The organism is Arthrobacter sp. Z5-13, from assembly GCF_056499105.1.
The window spans coordinates 3,642,567-3,663,036 of sequence record NZ_CP096460.1 but is presented as its reverse complement, the minus strand read 5'-3'; the positions used below and the strand labels follow the sequence as shown (position 1 = coordinate 3,663,036).

Sequence of the window (20,470 nt, the reverse complement as noted above, 5' to 3'; positions counted from 1 at the left end):
CACCGCTCACCGCCGCTAACTAGTTAGGAACCCCGATCATGGCTGTTGGAGTCTTTGACCTCTTTTCGATAGGCATAGGACCATCCAGTTCACACACTGTGGGTCCTATGCGGGCTGCTGCCGTTTTTGCGGAGGAGCTTAAAGCCACGGGCGTTCTTGACCGGGTGGCTGGACTGCGGGTGGATCTTTATGGTTCCCTTGCCGCAACGGGACACGGCCATGGCACCATGACCGCTATCCTCCTCGGCCTGGAGGGTTTCCACCCGGAACTGATCCTTCCCGACGAGGTGGAGCAACGATTGGCTGCCATCGCTGACACAGGCCAACTGCAGCTGGCTGGCTCACTGTCCTTGCCCTATGCGGTGAAGGACATCATCCTGCACCCGCTGACCATCTTGCCCAGGCACACCAATGGCCTGAAATTTGCGGTGTCCGACGCAGCAGGGGAGATTCTGCACAAGGCTACTTTCTTCTCCGTTGGTGGCGGCTTTATTGTCCGTGAGGGAGAAGAAGACACCGCTCAGCAGGAGCTCGAAGAGTCCAAGAAGGAACTGCCGTTTCCTTTCCGCACGGCAGCCGAACTCCTGCGTCACTGCCAGGCCAACGGCCTGTCCATCGGAGAGATCATGCTCGTCAATGAGCGGGCGTCCCGATCGGAAGAGGAAATCAGGGAGGGGCTGCTCCACATCTATTCGGTGATGGAGAGCTGTGTCGCCGTCAGTCTTAAACGCGAAGGCCTGCTGCCCGGCGGACTCAAGGTCCGCCGTCGTGCGCCGGACTGGCACGAACGGCTCATGAAAGAAGACAAGGACCGGGATCCCAAGTATTGGCAGGAATGGGTCAATCTGATCGCGCTCGCCGTGAACGAGGAAAATGCCTCGGGCGGCCGGGTGGTCACTGCGCCTACCAACGGCGCTGCCGGGATTATCCCCGCCGTCCTTTACTACGCATTGCATTTTGCGCCGGGGATGGAAGAGGCCAGCCAGTCTGATCGCGACGACGTCGTGGTCAGGTTCCTGCTGACGGCAGCCGCCGTCGGCGTACTTTATAAGGAGCAGGCGTCAATCTCCGGCGCCGAGGTCGGCTGCCAAGGGGAAGTTGGTTCGGCGTCGTCCATGGCGGCTGCAGGCCTGGCCGAAGTGATGGGCGGGTCTCCCGCCCAAGTGGAGAACGCCGCCGAAATTGCCATGGAACACAACCTGGGCCTCACCTGCGATCCGATTGGTGGACTGGTGCAGGTGCCTTGCATCGAACGCAATGCCATTGCCGCTGCCAAGGCCATCAACGCGGCCAAGATGGCGCTCTGGGGTGACGGATCACACCGGGTATCACTGGATGAAGTGATCGTCACCATGCGGGAAACTGGCAAGGACATGAGCTCCAAGTACAAGGAAACCGCCATGGGTGGCCTCGCTGTCAATGTGGTGGAGTGCTAGGCCAGCCTGCTCCTGCATGACTCAGTTGAGCAAGGGTTCAGTTATGGACGGCAGCCCACAGGTTAAGACTGGCAGCAAAGACCACCCAGGAAACATAGGGCAGTAACAGCAGTCCGGCCCACCGGCTAACAGGTCCTGATAGCAGAACCGTGATGGTCAGGGCCACCATAAGGGCAACAATGATGGCTAGGGCGAGCCAGAGGGCAAGGGACCCCAGAACGGGATACAACCCAAAAAAGACCGGCGTCCACAACATATTCAGCCCGAGCTGTACGCAGTAAGCCCACAGAGCCCCTTTGGCCCGCGGCGTCCGTTCACGCCACACCAGCCAGGCAGCGACGGCCATGGCCACGTAGAGCACTGTCCACACAGGACCGAAGACGGCATTAGGCGGACTCCATGGAGCCTTGTCCGCGTTGACATACCAGCCATTGACGTTTCCGATGGTGACGGCGGAGCCAAGGGCGGCCACCACGGCAGATGCTCCAAGGAATGCGGCAAGCCCCAGGAGTTGGGCGCCGACAGGCCGCACGGAACCCGTGCTGCGGATTGGCCCGGCGTTCCGGTCGGCCACAGACTGTTCAGCGCGTACATTCATGATTCAACCCTTGCCATGCTGGTCCGGAGAGTCAAGGAAGACACCCCACAGCTTGCCCACTCATAATGACCAACGTTCCGTCCAGCGGACCTGGTGTCCTCTTTGCGGCAGGGCGGGCCGATACACTTGAGGCTGCACGCCTGGGACTAGCCGCCAGACTGAACGCAACGATTGGACACCGCAGACTTGCGAGAATTTACTGCCCGCTTTGCCTCCGCCGAGGAGATTGCCAACTGGGACAACCATGTGACTGCAAATCCCAATGGTGGAAACCTGCTGCAGTCCGAAGCCTTCGCTGAAGTGAAGCAGCACTTCGGCTGGAAGCCCCTGCACCTCGTGTACGAGACCGCCGACTACACCAGCTATAACCTCGCGTTGGAAAAGTCCATTCCTCTGCTGGGCAAGATCTGGTACCTCATCAAGGGGCCGGATGTCGCTGACGTCGAAGACATTCCTGGTATCGCCGCAGCAAATGCTGATCTGATCAAGAGAGCGAAGCTGGGCGTCTTTGCCGTGAAGATCGAGCCCGACATCGTCCTGTCCGATCACGCGCGCCAAGTCATCGAGGGTGCAGGCCTGAGTAAGACCCACAACCTGCAGCCCAACGATTCCACTGCCTTGCTGGATATCTCACCTGAGCCGAACCAGTTGTTGCGGAACCTGCATTCCCGTGGACGGAATGCTGTGCGCCGCGCCATCCGTGAGGGTGTTGAAGTGCAGAACGTGGAACCCACTGAAGAGAACTTCAAGGCCATGTACTCGCTCATGACCACCACGGTCGAAGCCAAATCCCAGGTGCGGGTCCGTGAGTACGAGTACTACCGGCAATTCTGGACCAATTTCATCCACAGGGGTCAAGGCAGGCTGCTCTTCGTTTATGAGAACGGAGTTCCGTCCGTGGGTGCGTTTGTGGTCAATTATGGGCGCAAGGGAACGTACAAGGACGGCGGGTCGCTGCAGAAACGGAACCAGTATGGCGACTCGCACCTGGTGCAGTGGACTGCCATCAACCAGCTGAAGAACCTTGGGTGCACAGAATACGATTTCTGCGGCACTCCACCCAGCGACCAGCTCAAGGACACCTCGAATCCTTTCCATGGCCTGGGGCTGTTCAAGACCAGCTTCAGCAAGACGGTGACGGACTTTGTGGGCTGTTATGACCAGATCCTGAACCCGTTGAAATATAAGGCGTGGATGGTTGCCGGAGAGCGGGCCGCCCGCCAGCTGTACACGCGCCGCACCGGGCAGCAGTTCTATTAAGTCAGCGTCAACGCCAGGGATGGAGGCCGAATGACCAAGGAAACGGACGGCCGGCGGAAGCCGCACACAGACGGGCTGCCTAAAACTGAACCGCTCTCGCCATCACAGCTGCAGCAGAATGTCGCTGCCAAGCGCATGCTGCGCCGGCTCGTGCAGGGGGAGAATCCGCCCACGGCGCCCCTGAGTATTGTTGACCGGCTGGCGGGAAGCCCCTATGCCAACCCGATGATCCAGGTTGGCGGAGTGGATACCTCCGCCCGCAAGACAATCGACTTCGCCCTGCACCTGGCTGAATCGATGTTCCGGTACGGTGCCGGTGCACTCGAGGTGGAAACAAGCATCATTGCCGTTACGGCTGCCTTGGGACTGAAGAACATCGAGGTGGACATCACCAACCAGTCCGTGGCGATTAACTACGCGCCCAAGGACCAGACCCCCATTTCCCTGCTGCGCGTCGTCAGGTCCTGGACCAACAACTACGCGGGGCTCGCCCAGGTGCACCAGCTGGTGACGGACGTCGTTGCAGGCGGTGTGGGACGGGATGAAGCCGTCCGGCGTCTCGATGAGATCATCCACAGCTCCAAGCCGTATCCGCGCTGGATGGTGACAGTGGCCTTCGGGGTGTTCTCGGCCGTTTTCGTGGCAATCCTTGGTGGTGGAGTGGGCGCCTCTGGAGTTGCTTTTCTTTCCAACCTGCTCATCAGCCTGCTGGCCCGCCAGCTCAGCAAGCGGCGGGTACCGGACTTCTTCATCACAGCATCCTGCGCCTTTGTGGTGACGTTCATAGCCCTGTTGCTGTTGCAGTTCGGTGTCCCGATCGAGCCGGCCATCGTGGTGGTCGGTGGTATTTTGTTGCTGCTTCCCACTGGCCGGCTCGTCTCATCTGTCCAAGACGCCATTAACGGATTCCCGGTGACTGCCGCCGGGCGGTTCCTTTCCACAGTGCTGACCTTCGGTGCCTTGGTGGCGGGGATCGCCGTCGCGCTGGTAGTGGGGACCGTCACCGGAATGGAAGAAATCGGGGTAACAGATACATTCCCGCCGGCGTATGAGTGGTGGGCGCTGATTATTCTTACAGCCGTTGCGGTACTGGCTATCGGTATCACCGAACAAACGGCCTGGAAGCTCCTACTGCCTACCGCGGGGGTCGGCGTCGTCGGTTACCTGGTGCTGTGGGGGGCCACTTCGTTCGGCGTCGGCGATAGGTTTTCCCCGGCTCTGGCAGCGGTGGTCATAGGCCTGTTGGGGCGCGTGGTGGCGCTGAAAATGGGGGCTCCCCAGCTGGTGGTCGCTGTCCCTGCCGCCCTGATCCTGCTTCCCGGCTTGACCATATTCCGCTCCATGTACTTCCTGACCGTCGACGAATCGCAGATCCTCGAAGGGGCCGTCGGAATGCTCAACGCCGCGGCAATTGTCCTGGGCGTGGCTGCGGGAATCGTCCTGGGCGACACCCTGGCCAGACCTCTCACCCGTAATCTGGCCAGCAATGAGCGCAGGAGGGCGAGACGCCGCTAGTTGGCGCGCCCGTTCAGATTTTTCCGACGGGCAGCTGTTTCTCGGCCTGGAAGTCATCTTCCACTCTTCCCTTGGCCCAGTAGCCTGACAGGGAAACCTGGGAGCGCTCAAGGCCACGCTGGACGAAGAACACGTCACGCAGTGCCTTCATGTAGCCCCGCTCCCCGTGGGCGAACACGTGCACGCGCCCGTCCAGCCACTCGGAGTTCCGTACGGCATCGATCAGGAGTTCGCTGGAGCCGGCCGGAGTGCCGCGACGCAGGAGCCAGTTCAGCTCTACTCCTGCGGGCGCCGCCACTGCCTGGATGTCGGCCTCGCTGTCTACTTCGAGATAGGCCTTGCCGAGCGCCTCTGGCGGGAGGGATTCGATAGCAGCTGCAATGGCAGGCAAGGCAGCCTCATCGCCTGCGAAAAAGTGCCAATCGGCCGCGGGATCCGGGTTGTACCCGCCGCCAGGGCCGGTGAAGATGATGGTGTCACCGGGCAACGCTGCCGCGGCCCAGGGTCCTGCCAGGCCCTCGTCACCATGGACGACGAAATCAATGGCGAGTTCCTCGGCAGCTTCATCCACCCAACGGACGGTATAGGTCCGCGTGTATGGCCACTGCTCGCGCGGCATTGTGTCGCGGACGGTCCAGAGATCCAGCGGTTTGGGATAGACCACCCCCGGCTGAGGGAAGGCGATCTTCACATACCGGTCCACGAACGCGTTGTTGGTGTAGCTGGAGAACCCGTCACCGCCAACGATGATCCGCACCATGTGCGGTGAGAGCTCTTCCCGACGGAGGACTGTGAGGACAGTCTGAGGGCGTGAGTTGCGCGTTGCGGTGGTGGCAGCGGGAAGTGACGTCATGGCGGTAAGCCTAGGCTAAGTTAACGGCGTGACGCACATGGTTACTTTGGGTCCGGTTAGCACACTTAGTGCAGTTGTTGGTGTAATTGATGCCTGCACGTTTTCTGACCGGGGGACTATCTGCCATGCCATTACCAACGTTGAGCCTGCTCAAGTACAACAGGTTGCTGCAGGTGACAGGCTTTTCGGCCGTTGTGGCCGTTCTGGCAACCCTTGCCGCAGTCCATCCAGGTGTACGTTCTGCCGAGGTGGACCTGAACGATGGTGGCGTGTGGGTCACGAACAAGAGCCTCGCTATGACTGCGCGGCTGAATTATCCCTCCCGAACGCTGGACGCCGGTGTCACTCCTCCTGGAAACGGCTTCGACGTGGTCCAGCAGGCAGGGGATGTGTTCGTGGACGACGGGACTTCCCTTACCCCCCTTGACCCTGCTGCCGTAACTCTGCAAACACCATTGAAGCTACCGCTGGGTATAACAGCCGCGGTTGGCCATGGGGTCTATGTTCTCAGTGATGACTCCAGCGGCGAGGCCTGGGTAGCCACCGAGCAGAGCGTCGGGGCTTTCAGCCGGGAGTCACAAGAGCCTGCGGTCACAGGCGCGAAGGATCTCCGGGTACTGGTGGGCGCTGACGGGGCCGCCTACATCGCGGAGCCGTCGGCCGATCAGGTTACCCGGATTGAAGTCAAGGAGGACGGCACCGAGGGCGCGAAATCCAGCATCAGCTATGCGGATCTATCCGGGGCAAAGAATCTGGAGCTCACGACGGTGGGCTCCCAGCCTGTGTTGCTGGACACTGACGCCGGCAGGCTCTTTCTGCCTGGAGGCCAGGTAGCCGACCTCCCGAACGGGAAGGGGGCCAGGTTGCAACAGCCAGGCACGGCAAGCGACTCTGTTGCCGTGGCAACACGGGAGGCCCTGATTGAGCAGCCATTGAGCGGCGCCACGCCCGTCACCCTGGATGCTCCCGCCGTCGGGATCCCTGCGCGCCCTGTACAGCTGGCGGGGTGCGTGCATGCTGCCTGGAGCAAGAGCAACGAATACCTTCGGGATTGCGCTGACAGCACTTACGACAAACGCTCACAGGTTCCCAATGCCGACGACAAATCAGAACTGGTTTTCCGCGTAAACCGGGACATCGTGGTGCTCAATGACACGAACGGCGGCAACGTTTGGCTCGTTCAGCAGGAGATGCAGCTCGTCAATAACTGGCAGGACCTGCAGATTCCCCCAAACAGGTCTGAGGAAGAGAAAGACGACTCCGCTGACCAGAATCCCTTGAATCAGCTGCCGGATCGCAGCCAGGAAAACCGGAAACCGAATGCCCAGGATGACGTGTATGGGGTGCGGCCAGGCAAAACCACACTCCTGACACCTCTGGATAATGATTCAGATCCCGACGGCGACATGCTGACCGCAGGCGTCGTGGGCGCGGGGCCGGGCGTTGGGATGGTTCAGCCCATCTATAACGGCTCCGCGATGCAGATAGCTGTTCCGGCTGACGCCACGGGATCCTCGGCTTTTGGTTACCAGGTGGAGGATGGCCGAGGCAAAAATGCCCAGGCAAAAATAACCGTCAATGTTCGGCAAGACTCTGAAAACGGCCCGCCTGTGCAGAAACGGAAGACCGTCATTCTTGTTGAGCAGGGCAAGGCCATCAGCCAGAACGTATTGTCCGATTGGACGGACCCCGACGGCGATGATCTGATCCTGACGGCAGCCGAAGCTGACAACGGCCGTGACCAGGTCCAGGCCCGCCCGGACGGACTTCTCCAGTTCCAGGACGTCGGGACGTCCTTGGGCCAAAAAGAGGTAACCCTCACGGTATCTGATGGGCGGGAGGCTATCCAAGGCAAAATCACTGTTGACGTGCGTCCCCGGGCCAGCCTGCCGCCGGTAGCAAATCCTGACCATGTCAGCGTCGTGGCCGGCGAGGACGCGGTCATACTTCCGCTGGAGAACGACCTCGATCCGGCGGGTGGATCGCTGCGTCTTGCCCGCGTCGATGGGCCTGCGTCTGCCACCGTGACGCCTCAGTTCGACGCCGGATCATTCATTTTCAGGGCAGCAGCAGCCGGCACTTATTACGTGACATACCAGGTGACCAACGGGCCTGCCAGTCAGCTTGGCCTGGTCCGGATCGACGTTTCCAACGGTGGGTCCAATGGCGCCCCCGTTGCAGTCCGGGACGTCGCCCGGCTCCCGCAAGGCGGCCAGACCCTGGTGGATGCGCTCGCCAACGATACCGATCCCGCAGGCGGGGTCCTTGTCATCCAGTCCGTCAGGCTCCCGGCCGGATCACCATTGTCCGTGGCGATAGTGGACCACCACGTGTTGCGGGTGACTGACGTCCGTGGAGCGACAGCGCCTGAGACGTTCACCTACACCGTATCCAACGGCCGGGAGACGTCTGTCGGTGAAGTGACGGTCCAACCCGTGAAGGCCCCGGCCAAGCTGCAACCGCCCCGGGCTGTGGCAGACGAAATCACCGTACGGGTCAACGACGTGGCAACGGTGCCGGTGCTCCTGAATGACAGCCATCCAGATGGTGCGCCCCTGGCGCTGAAGCCTCAATTGGCGCAATCCGTGGCTGAGGCTGACGGGCTCCTCGGAGTCTCGGGAGACGTGCTTCGGTTCAAGGCGGGGCCCCAAGCCAAGACTGTCCACGGCATTTATGTTGTGACGGGGCCGGACGGACAGGAGGCGTCGGCGCAGGTCACTATTCGTATCAAGGGCGGGGGCGCGGAGCAGAACTCCCGGCCGGAACCCAAAAACATCACGGCACGGACCATTGCCGGAAGCACCACCAGGATTCAGGTTCCGCTGGACGGCATAGACCCGGACGGGGATTCCGTGTCCCTCATCGGCCTCGATAAGGCACCTTCTCAGGGCACAGCCACGGTCGGCGCAACTTATCTGGAGTATAAAGCGGCAAGCAAAGCCTCTGGACAGGACAGCTTCAGCTACGTTGTCCAGGACGCTATGGGCGTCCGGAACACCGCCACAGTTACGGTGGGAATCGCCGCCGCGAGTACGAACAACCAGCAGCCGATTACGGTCGATGATGAAATAGTGGCCCTGCCTGGAAGGGACGTCGCAGTCGATGTATTGCGCAATGATTCCGATCCGGATGGCGATCCACTCGCCCTCGTAAACGGCGCACTGGAAGCCGACCAGGCGCTAAGCGCCACTGTGGAGGACGGCAGAGTTAAATTTACGACGCCGGATGCGCCTGGTGCTCTCGTCATCCGCTACCAGGCCTCGGACGGCAAAGGCGGGTTTGCCCGCAGCACCCTCAAGGTTGATGTCCGCACGGATGCGCCCAAAAAGGCTCCAGTGGCGAGGGACGACCGCGTGTCCTTCGCGGAGACCCTCGGAAAGACCGCCGTGGATGTTCCAGTACTCAAAAACGATGAAGATCCTGATGGCGTGACGGCGGATTTGACCGTGACGCTGGGCAGCGGAACCACTGAGGCCTCGGTTGGAGCACGCGGAAACGTCAATGTTGTACTGCTTCCGCAAGCCAGGATTATTCCTTACACGGCCACCGACTTGGACGGGCTCGCAACCACTGCTTTCATCCACGTTCCCGGCACATTGGAACAACGGCCCACGCTGAAGGACGCAGGCTCACTGGAGGTGGTCAGCGGTAAAGAGCTGCTCGTGAACCTTACTGACGCCGTGGTTGTCAGGAAAGACCACAGCCCGCGGATTACGGTGGATTCGAAGGTATCTGCGGTGGCTTCGGACGGCAAGGGCCTCGTCAGAGATGGTGCCACCCTGGTGTTTACTTCAGCCGATGATTACTCAGGCCCGGCATCTATGACCTTCGAGGTTGCAGACGGACCGCTTGATGCTCCGGGAACGCTGACATCGGTGCTGACCATCAGCATTAACGTTCTGCCCGATCCGGCCAGGAACCACGCGCCAAGCTTCACCTCCACCAAAGCCGAAATCGTCAAAGGCGAAGAAAGCAGCGTGGAGTTGAATGATCTTATGGCGGACCCTGATGAGGCCGACCAAGACAAGCTGAAAGTATCGCTGGGGGAGCATCAGTTCACGGGAATCAGCGCCAGGCTTGACGGGACCACGCTGAGGATTAAGGCCTCGGGCGAGGCAACAGAACTTTCGTATGTCCTGCCGCTTACCGTGACAGATCCCCGCGGTGCGTCTGCCCCGGGCTCGGTTGAAGTCGTGCTTACACCGTCGCTCCGTCCGCTTCCTGTAGCGAATGACGATCTCGTGGCTGAAGCGAAAGCAGGTGAGGAACGGGTTATCGACGTGCTCGCCAATGATGCCAACCCTTTCCCGGACAAGGCGCTCACGGTGGTGAGCTCCGTGGTTGAGACCGGTGAGGGGACAGCAACAGTATCGGGCGAAAGTGTCAGGGTTCAGCCTTCGGCGTCCTTTGTGGGAACTATGGTGGTGCGCTACCGGATCCAGGACGCTACCGGCGACGCCCAGCGGCAAACTGATGGACGGATACGGCTGACCGTGAAGGCCAAGCCTGATAAGCCCGGCACACCGGTTGCAAGCGAAGTAAGGGACAGGACGGTGGTCCTCAACTGGACGCCGCCTGCGGCCAACGGTTCGCCCATCACCGGCTACAAGGTCAGCGGGACCAACGGGGCTTCCCAGTTGTGCCCCACAAACACCTGCACTATCGGTTCCCTGACGAACGACGTCGAATACACCTTCACCGTGGTAGCCGTCAACGGGATCGGAGATTCGCCGGCGTCGGATACTTCTGCGCCGGCCAGGCCTGACCAACGACCGGAGGCTCCACAGGCTCCTGCGTTGGTATTCGGCGACCGGCAACTGGCCATCTCCTGGCCTGCCGCCGTAACAACGGGATCAGCGATCAGCGATTACGAGTTGCAGCTGTCACCCGCTCCGCCTTCCGGAGCAGCTGTCCGTTCGGCCGGTACAGGCCTTGGCTACACCTGGACTGGCTTGGCAAACGGGACGTCCTACCGGGTGCAGCTCCGCGCAAAGAACAAGGCCCCAACGCCTTCGGACTGGAGTCCGTTCTCGGCCGCTGAGACCCCGGCCGGGGTTCCTGCGGTGCCTGCCGCGCCCACCACAACCCTTGCAACGTCCGGTGCCAGCAACTCGGTCATCCAGGTTAACTGGACCGCGCCGGCAAGCAACGGTGATGCCGTCACGGAGTATACGGTTGTCTCAGCCCACGCGGGAGATGCTCCGGTGAGCCAAGTGGTCACGGGAAGCCAGACCAGCGCAGTCTTCAATGTTGGCAACTCGGATTCAGGCTATACGTTTACCGTTGCGGCCCGGAACAAGGCCGGTTACTCAGCTGCCAGCGCTCCCTCGAATCCCCGCAGAGCTGTGGGTGCGCCTGGCGCAGTGACGGGGGTGCAAGCGGATCCACTGGATAACAGTGCACAACTGACATTTGGGCCCCCGGCCAGTACCGGCGGCGCAGGCGCAGGCGAGACTGTCTACGAGTACAGGGTGAACGGAGGAGGCGTTTCCGGAATGCCGGCCAACAGGATCATTCCGGGACTGGCGAACAACGGAACGTACACCATCGGTGTACGAGCCACCAATATCGTTGACGGCCAGGCCTACCCAGGGCCATTCACCGATTCAAATCCCGTGGCCCCGTATGGAAAACCAGGAGCTCCCTCAGTTTTCGGTTTCAATGAGGGGCACTCGATCCACTTCATCATCAACGCGCCGGAGCCAAACGGACGTCCTATTGTGCAGCTTAGGTGGACGACGTCGGACGGTCAGCAAGGCTCGACGTCCGCCCAGACGGCTGACGTGAGCGTTGGCAACGGCCCGAACCAAAAAGTGTGGGTTGACGTCACCGCTGTTGATTCGGCCGGCCAGACCTCCACCACCCGGGGCGAAGGAACCACAACAATAAGTTCGGCTTCCATTTCGAAGGGATCGGCGACAGGTCAGCCAGGCGAGCACAGAATCGTCCTGACGCCCATTGGCTTCCCGCCAGGCAGCTACACGGTTCTCTGCTTCTCGAGCTACACCAACAACGGCTCGGCCCCGTTCTGGACAGGCAGCGTGAACTTCCCTTCGTCCAATGGGCCGGTGGAGCTTGCCTGCGCGGGGCACATCGACCCCGCCAAGGGCGAATGGTTGTCTGTAGAAGTCAGGGGCATTGCCAGCGCCCCCAGAATCTACGCTTGGTAGCGTTCAGCGGACCGGAAGTTCCCAGTCAACCGGCTCGGCGCCCTGCTGATGCAGCAGGGCGTTGGCCCGGCTGAACGGGCGGGAACCAAAGAACCCTCGGGAAGCTGACAACGGGCTCGGATGGGCGCTGGCCACTACCGGTGTATTCCCCAGGAGGGGACGGACGCCGTCTGCGTCCTTGCCCCAAAGGACGGCCACCAGGGGAGGAGTGCTGCCGTCCGCACGCGTGCGCATGGTGACAGCGGTGATTGCCGCCGTCGTAATCTTTTCCCAGCCTTTGCTCCGGTGGGACCCCGCAGCGCCGGCCCTGACGGTCATTACCCTGTTGAGCAACAAGACGCCCTGATCTGCCCAACTGCTGAGGTCTCCGTGAACCCTCGGGGGGAGGCCAAGATCAGCTTGGAGTTCGGTGAAGATGTTGGCCAGGCTCCGGGGAATGGGCCTGGTTGCCCCATCCACCGAAAAGGACAGCCCGACGGCGTGACCGGGCGTCGGATATGGGTCTTGCCCTACCACCAGGACCTTGACCGCCATCAGGGGTTGCCGGAACGCCCGCAAAACGTTCGACGGCGAGGGCAGGACTGTGTGCCCGGCCTCCACTTCCGCAGCGAGGAAGCTCAAGACGCTGCGTAATTCGTTCTCGACTGGAGTGAGCGCCTCTGCCCAGTCCTCAGCTACCAGGCCGGAGAGCGGGCGGCGTGCAAGCTCGGCAAACCCAATCGAATCCGAAGCCGCAGGCTCGAGGTCAAACAAAGCATCTGAGTCAAACACACTTCCTATTGTCCCTGTACCGAGGGCAGATAGGGGATACCGGACATGTGAGTAGGGGATACCGGACATGTGAGGTGAAGCCCTCGGGTGAAGGAGAGCGGGCGGTGCTGCCTAAATGACAAGAGTGTTATTCCTCCGTAACATGGAGCCGGGACTTCACGCCGGACCCAGAGGCGTATTCCGCAACCCACCTGCAGATTCAATTGCATTCATCAGGACCAGCAAAGGACAATGCCGTGGCCGAACCCATACAGGATCATCTGGTTCAGCAGGTAAAGCCTGCAGGAACGCCTGGCGCCGACTCTCCCCTGAGCGACTCTTCTTTGAGCGATCGGGAGCAGCAGATGCTCGCGCTGGAACGGCAATGGTGGAAGTACGCAGGAGCCAAGGAACAGGCCATCCGGGAACTGTTTGATCTCTCGGCTACGCACTACTACCAGATCCTGAATGCACTGATCGATACTGAAGCTGCTTTGGCGCATGATCCGATGCTCGTGAAGAGACTGCGTAGACTACGTACGTCACGCCAGCGGGCACGTACTGCACGCCGCCTGGGTTCGGACGCCTAAAGTGAGCCAGCGCTGAGCAATCGGCGACTACCAGCAAGGACACCGTTCAATCATGACCAAGTACGCACGGGATGAATTTGACAGGATTCCGGAGGCATCGTCGCGCCAAGGTGTCCACCGGGTGGCCGCTGGCCCTGCCAAGCGTAAGTTGGGTCCCGTGCTGGCAGTAGGAGTAGCTGCTTTGGGTGTGGGGCTCGCCGCCTTCATCCTTTTCCCCAAACTTGGCATCTCCTCCGCCGATCCTTTGGCCATGTTCGGACGATCCAGCTCCGCCTCAGGCACCACCTCCGTCGAGGCCGGTGCCACCCCGTCCACAACGCCCGAGGCGTCCCAGAGCCCGGCGCCTCTGGCTACTACCTCGGAATCCACTTCGCCGTCGCCAACTCCACAGCCGACGACTCCGCTGGTTGACAAGAGCCAGCCTGTCGCCGTCTATAACGGCACCTCTACAGCAGGATTGGCAGGACGGGTAGCCGGGCAGATCCAGACGGACGGCTGGACTCCCGACCCCGTTGGCAACTGGGGTGGGCTGCCTCAGAAGACCTCCGTCATTTACTACAACGGAGAAGCCCAGAAGCCGGCCGCGGCCGCTTTGGGGGCACTGCTGAGCATCCCTACTTTGGTGGCTTCGGCTGAGTTCCAACAGCCCCTCGTGGTGGTTCTCGGACCAGGCTACGAGTAGCTCTCAGTTAGGCCTGAGTAACTATTGGGCACCATTCGGCCAGCCGCCCGACAGCAGGCCACAGGGTTGGTTACAGTAATTAACGACGCCTTGAAGTACGGCGGCACAGAGACGGCAAGAAGGCGACCGCAGCACAGTGACGTGGGCCGGAAGCAGCAATGAAAGTGTGGACAACATGGCTCTGGGAACCGTCAAATGGTTCAATTCCGAAAAAGGCTACGGCTTCATCACCGTGGACGGATCCGGGGATGACGTCTTTGTCCACTGGTCCGCCATAGAGGGCGACGGCTACCGTGCGTTGGACGAGGGCCAGCGTGTGGAGTTGGAAGTGGGCGAAGGCGAGAAGGGCCCGCAGGCAGAGAACGTCCGGCCTGCCTAGTGGGGGCCGAACGAGCCGCTGCCAGGGCGGTCCTGACTGCAAGCGCGTGCCTGGTTCTTGTCCTGACTGCCTGCGCTGGCCAGGCCGGAAACGCGCGTCTGACCCAGGGGGAAGCAAGCGGTGACGGAACCCTGCGGATCGGCTTGATCCTGGACAATGTGGGGGACCGGTCGTTCCTCAATGATTCACAGCGGGCGGCCGCCCGGCTTGCGGTCCAGGAGATCAACGCTGCAGGCGGCCATAAAGGCAAGCCGGTTGAGCTGCTGCCGGAAAAAGTCAATGAAGATGCTTCCGGACAAGCCAGGGAACTGGTGGCCGCCAAGGCCGACGTCGTGATCGGCCCGACCGATTCCAGCCGGGCGGGGGGAGCAATCGATGTGCTCGCCCGTGCGAAAGTCACCCTGATCTCGCCTGCCAACACTGCGACGGCACTGAGTAAATACAAGAGCGGCGGCTACTACTTCCGCACCGCTGCTGCGGACGTCGCCCAGGCTCCGGTGCTGGTCAAGCTCGCGATGGATGGCGGCGCCCGCAGCTTGGCTGTAGTCCATGAAGCCGGCAATTATGGTGCCGACGTTTTCGCCGCGCTGAAGTCGGCGGCTGGCCAGGCCGGTCTGGACATCGCCACCGACGCTGAATTTACGCCAGGGGATGCGCGGGCGGCAATTGCAAAGGCCAAGGATTCGGCACCCGACGCCGTCGTGCTGGTTGCACGCGAGGGTGCCCTCGGAGCAATCGCCGAGCTGAACAATGCAGGTCTGGGCGGGAAGAAGCTGATCTTGAGCGACGGAGCAGTGGACCAGTATGGTTCAAGACTCGGCTCCAAAGCCTTGGATGGCTCCCGGGGAGTGCTCCCTGGTTCTTTCCCTACTGCCCACTTCCAAGGCGAACTGGTGGCAGTCAACGCACAGCTCAAGGACATGACCTTTGCTGCGGAAACCTACGATGCCGTAAATCTCGCTGCCGTCGCCGCGGCTGCCGCTCAGGATGACGGCGGGACGTCCATTGCCTCGCACCTGCTTGCCGTCTCTGGCGGCAGCGCGGGCGAAGGCGGGAAGGCGCCCGACGCGGTGCTGTGTAAGAACTATCAGGAGTGTGCAGCGGGTATCCGGTCGGGGAAGACGGTGGACTACGACGGCGAATCGGGCGCCATCGCTTTTGACGCCAGCGGTGATATCACCAGTGCCAACTACATGGTGTTCACTTACGGGGCGGACAACAAGGCCAAAATGTCTGGAGTGGAGTCGGCAGCCAGGGGAGCAGGCTGATCGCTGGCAGCGAAGCCGGGCCGGCTATTGCGCCGTTCTCGCCGCTTCTGCTTGCACTCTCCCCACTGGAGTGCTAATTATTGAGTTAGCACTCCTATGTATCGACTGCTAATGCGGTGTCCGGTTCAGGCCGGTCACCGGGTACGGAAGCCGGACACAGGAGCGAAAGAAATACCTGACTGGGTGAGATTCCAACCACTGGTGTACAGAGGCCAACGGGGAAGAATCGTCCGTCGCGGGCACCACAGCCGGGTTCATTCTTAACGACTGTCCCGAAAGGACCACTGCCGTTATGGCCAAGATCATTGCATTTGATGAAGAGGCACGCCGCGGCCTCGAGCGGGGCCTGAACATCCTCGCCGACGCCGTCAAGGTCACCCTCGGCCCGCGTGGACGCAACGTCGTCCTCGAAAAGAAGTGGGGCGCCCCCACGATCACCAACGATGGCGTGTCCATCGCAAAGGAGATCGAGCTGGACGATCCTTACGAGAAGATCGGCGCCGAGCTGGTCAAGGAAGTTGCTAAGAAGACGGATGACGTCGCTGGCGATGGCACCACCACGGCAACTGTGCTGGCACAGGCCCTGGTCAAGGAAGGTCTGCGCAACGTAGCAGCCGGCGCTGACCCGCTCTCGCTCAAGCGCGGCATCGAGAAGGCAGTTGAAGCGGTTACCCGCGAGCTGCTGGACAACGCCAAGGAAATCGAAACCAAGGAAGAGATTGCAGCCACGGCTTCCATCTCCGCCGGTGACAACGAAATCGGTGCGCTGATTGCCGAGGCCCTCGACAAGGTGGGTAAAGAAGGCGTCATCACAGTCGAGGAGTCCAACACCTTCGGCCTGGAGCTTGAGCTCACCGAGGGTATGCGTTTCGACAAGGGCTACATCTCCGCGTACTTCGTCACGGACGCAGAGCGCCAGGAGACCGTCCTGGAGGACCCCTACATCCTGGTGGTCAACTCCAAGATCTCCAACGTCAAGGAACTGGTTGCTGTCCTGGAAAAGGTCATGCAGTCCAACAAGCCGTTGCTGATCATTGCCGAGGACGTTGAGGGCGAAGCCCTGGCGACGCTCATCGTCAACAAGATCCGCGGCACCTTCAAGTCCGTTGCCGTCAAGGCCCCGGGCTTCGGCGACCGCCGTAAGGCGCAGCTGGCTGACATCGCCATCCTCACCGGCGGACAGGTCATCTCCGAGGAAGTCGGCCTCAAGCTTGAGAACGCCGGCCTGGAACTCCTGGGCCGTGCCCGCAAGGTTGTTGTCACCAAGGACGAGACCACCATCGTTGAAGGTGCAGGCGACGCCGACCAGATCGCCGGCCGCGTTTCACAGATCCGCGCAGAAATCGAAAACTCCGATTCGGACTACGACCGCGAGAAGCTGCAGGAGCGCCTGGCCAAGCTGGCCGGTGGCGTTGCAGTCATCAAGGCCGGTGCCGCAACCGAGGTTGAGCTCAAGGAACGCAAGCACCGCATTGAGGACGCTGTCCGCAACGCAAAGGCTGCCGTTGAAGAAGGCATCGTCGCCGGTGGTGGCGTTGCACTGATTCAGGCCGGCCTCAAGGCATTTGCCAACCTGCAGCTCGAGGGTGACGAGGCCACAGGCGCCAACATCGTCCGCGTTGCCATTGATGCCCCGCTGAAGCAGATCGCTTTCAACGCCGGCCTCGAACCGGGTGTTGTTGTGGACAAGGTCCGCGGCCTGCCCGCCGGGCACGGTCTGAACGCAGCAACCGGCGAGTACGTCGACCTGCTTGCTGCTGGTATCAACGACCCCGTCAAGGTAACCCGCTCTGCCCTGCAGAACGCGGCTTCCATCGCTGGTCTGTTCCTCACCACCGAGGCCGTTGTGGCCGACAAGCCGGAGAAGAACGCTCCGGCCATGGGTGGCGGCGACGAGATGGGCGGCATGGGCGGTTTCTAACCCCCTGCTTTAGCCTGAAGATCAAAAGTACGGCCCCCTCTGTTGAGGGGGCCGTACTTTTGTCTGTCCATAGTTCGGCGAGGTGCGGGAAAGCTGATAGTGACGGCCCGTTCTGGCAGGATGTTCAGGTGACGATAATTGCAGCAGCCGACGGTTCGGCTTTAGGAAATCCTGGTCCGGCCGGATGGGCCTGGTTCGTAGACGAGGATTGCTGGCGGGCCGGAGGTTGGCCGCACGGCACCAACAACCAGGGCGAGCTTATGGCCGTGCTGGACTTGTTCCGTGCCACCGCGCATTTGCCCGATGAAGACCTGCGGATCTTGTGCGACAGCCAGTACGTCATCAACTCGGTCACAAAATGGATGCCGGGGTGGAAGCGCAAAGGCTGGCGCAAGGCGGACGGCAAGGCTGTACTCAACGTTGATCTCTTGAAGGAGATTGATCAGGCCATAAAGGGTCGCAAGTACACCTTCGAGTGGGTTCGGGGACATGCAGGACACGAGCTGAACGAAGCTGCCGACGAGCGTGCCCGGGCAGCAGCCACGGCGTACCAGCAGGGTATTGCTGTCCGGACCGGGCCGGGATTTGAAGGCTTCGCTGTGGCTGAAACCGTCACAATAGGTTCTAAAGAAAGCGGCCGGTCCGGTTTACGGGAGCCGCTCCCTGCAGCTCCAATGCCTCAATCCGGAACATCAGGAGCTGGCGCCTCCCATAGCTATGGCGAGGCAGCACTGTACGAGGAGCCGGATCTTTTCAGCGAACTCGAGGCCGATCCGTTTGCCGTGCCATCGGCCCCTGAGGCTGCCCCGGAAGCCATTGTCGAGGAGCTTGAGCGGGAATTACTCACCCCCGAGGTCCGGGCAGACATTGGGCGCACTGGAGTCCTGCTGCACCGGGATTTTACGGAGATCGGAAGCTCAGGGCGGCTCTGGACCCGCGACGCCATGATGACGGAGCTGGAAGAGAATCCGGGACTGCGGACTGAACTGGAGCTCCTGGCTGCCGACCGGATCTGCTCTACCGCTGTATTGCTCACCTACCGTGGCCATACTCGGACGGGGACCACGCTCCGCAGCTCCCTTTGGGTTCTTGAAGGTACACAATGGCGGATCCGTTTTCACCAGGCCACCAGCGAAGTCTGAGCGCCGAGAGGCCGGCTCTGCTTCCTTAGCAGTGCCCTACTTGCCGCTAACTGAAGCGCTGCACGTTGCCTTGCTCAGCCTGGGCGTAACTGGCAGCCGCCGAACTCAGGGCAAGATTTATGGATGCCAGGGAGGCCTCCACCTTGCCCTGCGTCAGCGTCCATTCGGTGACCAGGGACTGGAAGTTGGTGGCGGCCGAACCACGCCACGTTGCCTGCAGTTCGTCCAGACCACGTTTCATGGTCTGGACATCGGCGCTGATACGGTCCACCGTGGCCTTGACGTTAGCTGACTTGACCTGGAGAAGTTCGGTATCGACGGAAATGATGCTCATGGCAGTGCCTCTCGACGCTCGTCTGTAAACAGCAAGACCGGTTGTCCCAGCCCCTGCATCGAGCCTACGGAATCGGCGTAAGCCACTGCCATTGCCTATCCCTGTATGTGGATAACCTCGACGTCGTCTTTCGTTTCGGCCGGATCATCATGGTGGGGGAGGGTGACAACCAAAGTGGCTCCTCCTCCTTCAGTGTGTTGAACCCTGACAGTTCCGGTATGTGAGCCCACGATGGCGGCCACAATTGCCAGCCCCAGCCCGCTGCCGCCGGTTTCGCGGGTCCTTGAGGTGTCCGCGCGGTAGAAGCGCTCGAAGATCTTCGGTGCCTCCTCGTCCGGGATGCCTGGTCCATGATCCCGAACTTCAATAACGGAGTGCCGGACACCCTGATCGTCAGTCTTCACACCCACTGCGAGCTCGATCGGTGTGCCCTCGGGGGTGTACCGGAGGGCGTTTCCCACAAGGTTTCCGACCACCTGCCGCAACTTTGCTTCGTCTCCCAGAACGGGCGCTGGTGCTGCCGGGCCGCCGTCGAGCCCCAGCAGGCTAATCTCCCGCTGACGTTGGCTGGCCTGGGTGTCCACCACGGCGTCGTGGGCAACAAGCATGAGGTCAACGGGCTTTTGTTGCAGCGGCCGCTGCTCATCCAGGCGGGTAAGCAGCAGGAGATCCTCAACCATTCTGCCCATTCTCTTGGCTTCGCTTTCGATCCTGCCCATAGCCGTGCCCACGTCCTCCTTCGAAGCCAGGGCGCCGTGGCGATACAGTTCTGAGAAGCCTCGGATGGTAACCAAAGGTGTGCGGAGCTCATGGGAGGCATCGGCTGCAAAGCGCCGCATACGCTCTTCCGATGCGAGGCGTGCGGCGAAAGCCGATTCAATGTGCGCAAGCATCGCGTTGAGTGAGCTCGCCAGCCTGCCAACCTCGGTGCTGGGGTTTTCAACGTCCACCCGACGCGAAAGATCTCCGGCAGCGATCGCCGCAGCTGTCTTTTCGACCCGTCCCAACGGCCGGAAGGAACGCGACACTGTCCAGGTGGCTATGAAGAAGGCCAACACCAATGTCAGGAGTCCCACGCCAACCACCACCAGGACAGCATGCTCCATGACTTCGTCCACCGGAGCCAGCGGCAGGCCTACGATCACCACGGCATTGCGCTGGTTTCCATCCAACACGTTAACGGCCACAACCCTCCAATTGCCGCCGTCGGTCCCGCGCACCTGGAATGGGACATATTTCCGTGCCTCCGCCTGGGCAGGAGAAATGTCCTCGATGTCAGGACGGGAAACCTTGCTGCCGCCGAACGGGAAGGGCTGTTGGCCGGGGCTAAAAAGGATGAGCGAGTAGTCCGTGGGCACAGAAGGGTTCTGTTCCTGCAACTGGCTGAATGACTGCTGCCGGCGCGCCGAGTCGAGGGCCGCCTTGAGCTTGTCGTCCACCTGCCCCTGCAAATAGCTGTGCAGCAGCGTCAGGGTTCCGGCCCCGGTGACCGTCAGGGCCACCAGCATCAGCGCCATCATGATGGCCACGAGTTGCGACCTAAGGGAGGCCGACTTCCAACGCCGCAGCAAG

15 protein-coding genes are annotated in these 20,470 nt (G+C 61.4%); 10 read left to right on the top strand and 5 right to left on the bottom strand.

Annotated features, from left to right (window positions below):
- Positions 1-38: 38 nt before the first annotated feature.
- Positions 39-1,436 carry an L-serine ammonia-lyase gene (locus M1E02_RS16995; RefSeq protein WP_479375377.1) on the top strand — a complete coding sequence of 466 codons (1,398 nt, stop codon included), beginning with the start codon at positions 39-41 and terminating at the stop codon, positions 1,434-1,436.
- A gap of 37 nt (positions 1,437-1,473) precedes the next feature.
- Here M1E02_RS16995 and M1E02_RS16990 read toward each other — a convergent pair whose 3' ends face one another.
- Entirely contained in the window at positions 1,474-2,034 is a 561-nt protein-coding gene (locus M1E02_RS16990) for a TspO/MBR family protein (RefSeq protein ID WP_479375376.1), read from the bottom strand.
- A gap of 186 nt (positions 2,035-2,220) precedes the next feature.
- Between M1E02_RS16990 and M1E02_RS16985 the strand changes: the two genes are divergently transcribed.
- Both M1E02_RS16985 and M1E02_RS16980 read left to right on the top strand, forming a co-directional pair.
- Positions 2,221-3,294, top strand: coding sequence for a lipid II:glycine glycyltransferase FemX (locus tag M1E02_RS16985; protein WP_479375375.1), 1,074 nt, complete (start codon positions 2,221-2,223; stop codon positions 3,292-3,294).
- A gap of 30 nt (positions 3,295-3,324) precedes the next feature.
- Positions 3,325-4,809 (top strand): threonine/serine exporter family protein, encoded by a 1,485-nt coding sequence (locus M1E02_RS16980; RefSeq protein WP_479375374.1) that lies wholly within the window; start codon positions 3,325-3,327, stop codon positions 4,807-4,809.
- 13 nt (positions 4,810-4,822) lie between these two features.
- Here M1E02_RS16980 and M1E02_RS16975 read toward each other — a convergent pair whose 3' ends face one another.
- Positions 4,823-5,662 (bottom strand): siderophore-interacting protein, encoded by an 840-nt coding sequence (locus tag M1E02_RS16975; RefSeq protein ID WP_479375373.1) that lies wholly within the window; start codon positions 5,660-5,662, stop codon positions 4,823-4,825.
- A gap of 125 nt (positions 5,663-5,787) precedes the next feature.
- On the opposite strand from M1E02_RS16975, the gene M1E02_RS16970 reads away from it, so the two are divergent.
- Positions 5,788-11,832, top strand: a complete 6,045-nt coding sequence (locus M1E02_RS16970; protein ID WP_479375372.1) for an Ig-like domain-containing protein — start codon at positions 5,788-5,790, stop codon at positions 11,830-11,832.
- A 3-nt stretch (positions 11,833-11,835) separates the two neighbouring features.
- On the opposite strand, the gene M1E02_RS16965 is transcribed toward M1E02_RS16970, so the two are convergent.
- On the bottom strand, positions 11,836-12,603 hold the full coding sequence (locus M1E02_RS16965) for a uracil-DNA glycosylase (protein WP_479375371.1): 768 nt from the start codon (positions 12,601-12,603) through the stop codon (positions 11,836-11,838).
- 260 nt (positions 12,604-12,863) lie between these two features.
- Between M1E02_RS16965 and M1E02_RS16960 the strand changes: the two genes are divergently transcribed.
- The 6 genes from M1E02_RS16960 to M1E02_RS16935 all read left to right on the top strand — a co-directional run bounded on the left by M1E02_RS16960 (position 12,864) and on the right by M1E02_RS16935 (position 18,564).
- Positions 12,864-13,172: a DUF3263 domain-containing protein gene (locus M1E02_RS16960; protein WP_479378200.1), complete on the top strand. Its 309-nt coding sequence runs from the start codon at positions 12,864-12,866 to the stop codon at positions 13,170-13,172.
- A 52-nt stretch (positions 13,173-13,224) separates the two neighbouring features.
- On the top strand, positions 13,225-13,854 hold the full coding sequence (locus tag M1E02_RS16955) for a LytR C-terminal domain-containing protein (RefSeq protein WP_479375370.1): 630 nt from the start codon (positions 13,225-13,227) through the stop codon (positions 13,852-13,854).
- A gap of 175 nt (positions 13,855-14,029) precedes the next feature.
- Positions 14,030-14,233 (top strand): cold-shock protein, encoded by a 204-nt coding sequence (locus M1E02_RS16950; protein WP_479378199.1) that lies wholly within the window; start codon positions 14,030-14,032, stop codon positions 14,231-14,233.
- Positions 14,233-15,501, top strand: a complete 1,269-nt coding sequence (locus tag M1E02_RS16945) for an ABC transporter substrate-binding protein (protein WP_479375369.1) — start codon at positions 14,233-14,235, stop codon at positions 15,499-15,501. The genes M1E02_RS16950 and M1E02_RS16945 overlap by 1 nt, the downstream gene beginning before the upstream one ends.
- Before the next feature lie 292 nt (positions 15,502-15,793).
- Positions 15,794-17,422: a chaperonin GroEL gene (groL, locus tag M1E02_RS16940; RefSeq protein ID WP_479375368.1), complete on the top strand. Its 1,629-nt coding sequence runs from the start codon at positions 15,794-15,796 to the stop codon at positions 17,420-17,422.
- A 128-nt stretch (positions 17,423-17,550) separates the two neighbouring features.
- On the top strand, positions 17,551-18,564 hold the full coding sequence (locus M1E02_RS16935) for an RNase H family protein (RefSeq protein ID WP_479375367.1): 1,014 nt from the start codon (positions 17,551-17,553) through the stop codon (positions 18,562-18,564).
- 46 nt (positions 18,565-18,610) lie between these two features.
- Here the strand turns inward: M1E02_RS16935 and M1E02_RS16930 are convergent, their stop codons facing one another.
- Together M1E02_RS16930 and M1E02_RS16925 are read right to left on the bottom strand one after the other, a co-directional pair.
- Positions 18,611-18,898, bottom strand: coding sequence for a WXG100 family type VII secretion target (locus M1E02_RS16930; RefSeq protein WP_247048440.1), 288 nt, complete (start codon positions 18,896-18,898; stop codon positions 18,611-18,613).
- A gap of 95 nt (positions 18,899-18,993) precedes the next feature.
- Positions 18,994-20,469, bottom strand: coding sequence for a sensor histidine kinase (locus M1E02_RS16925; RefSeq protein ID WP_479375366.1), 1,476 nt, complete (start codon positions 20,467-20,469; stop codon positions 18,994-18,996).
- Position 20,470: the final 1 nt, after the last annotated feature.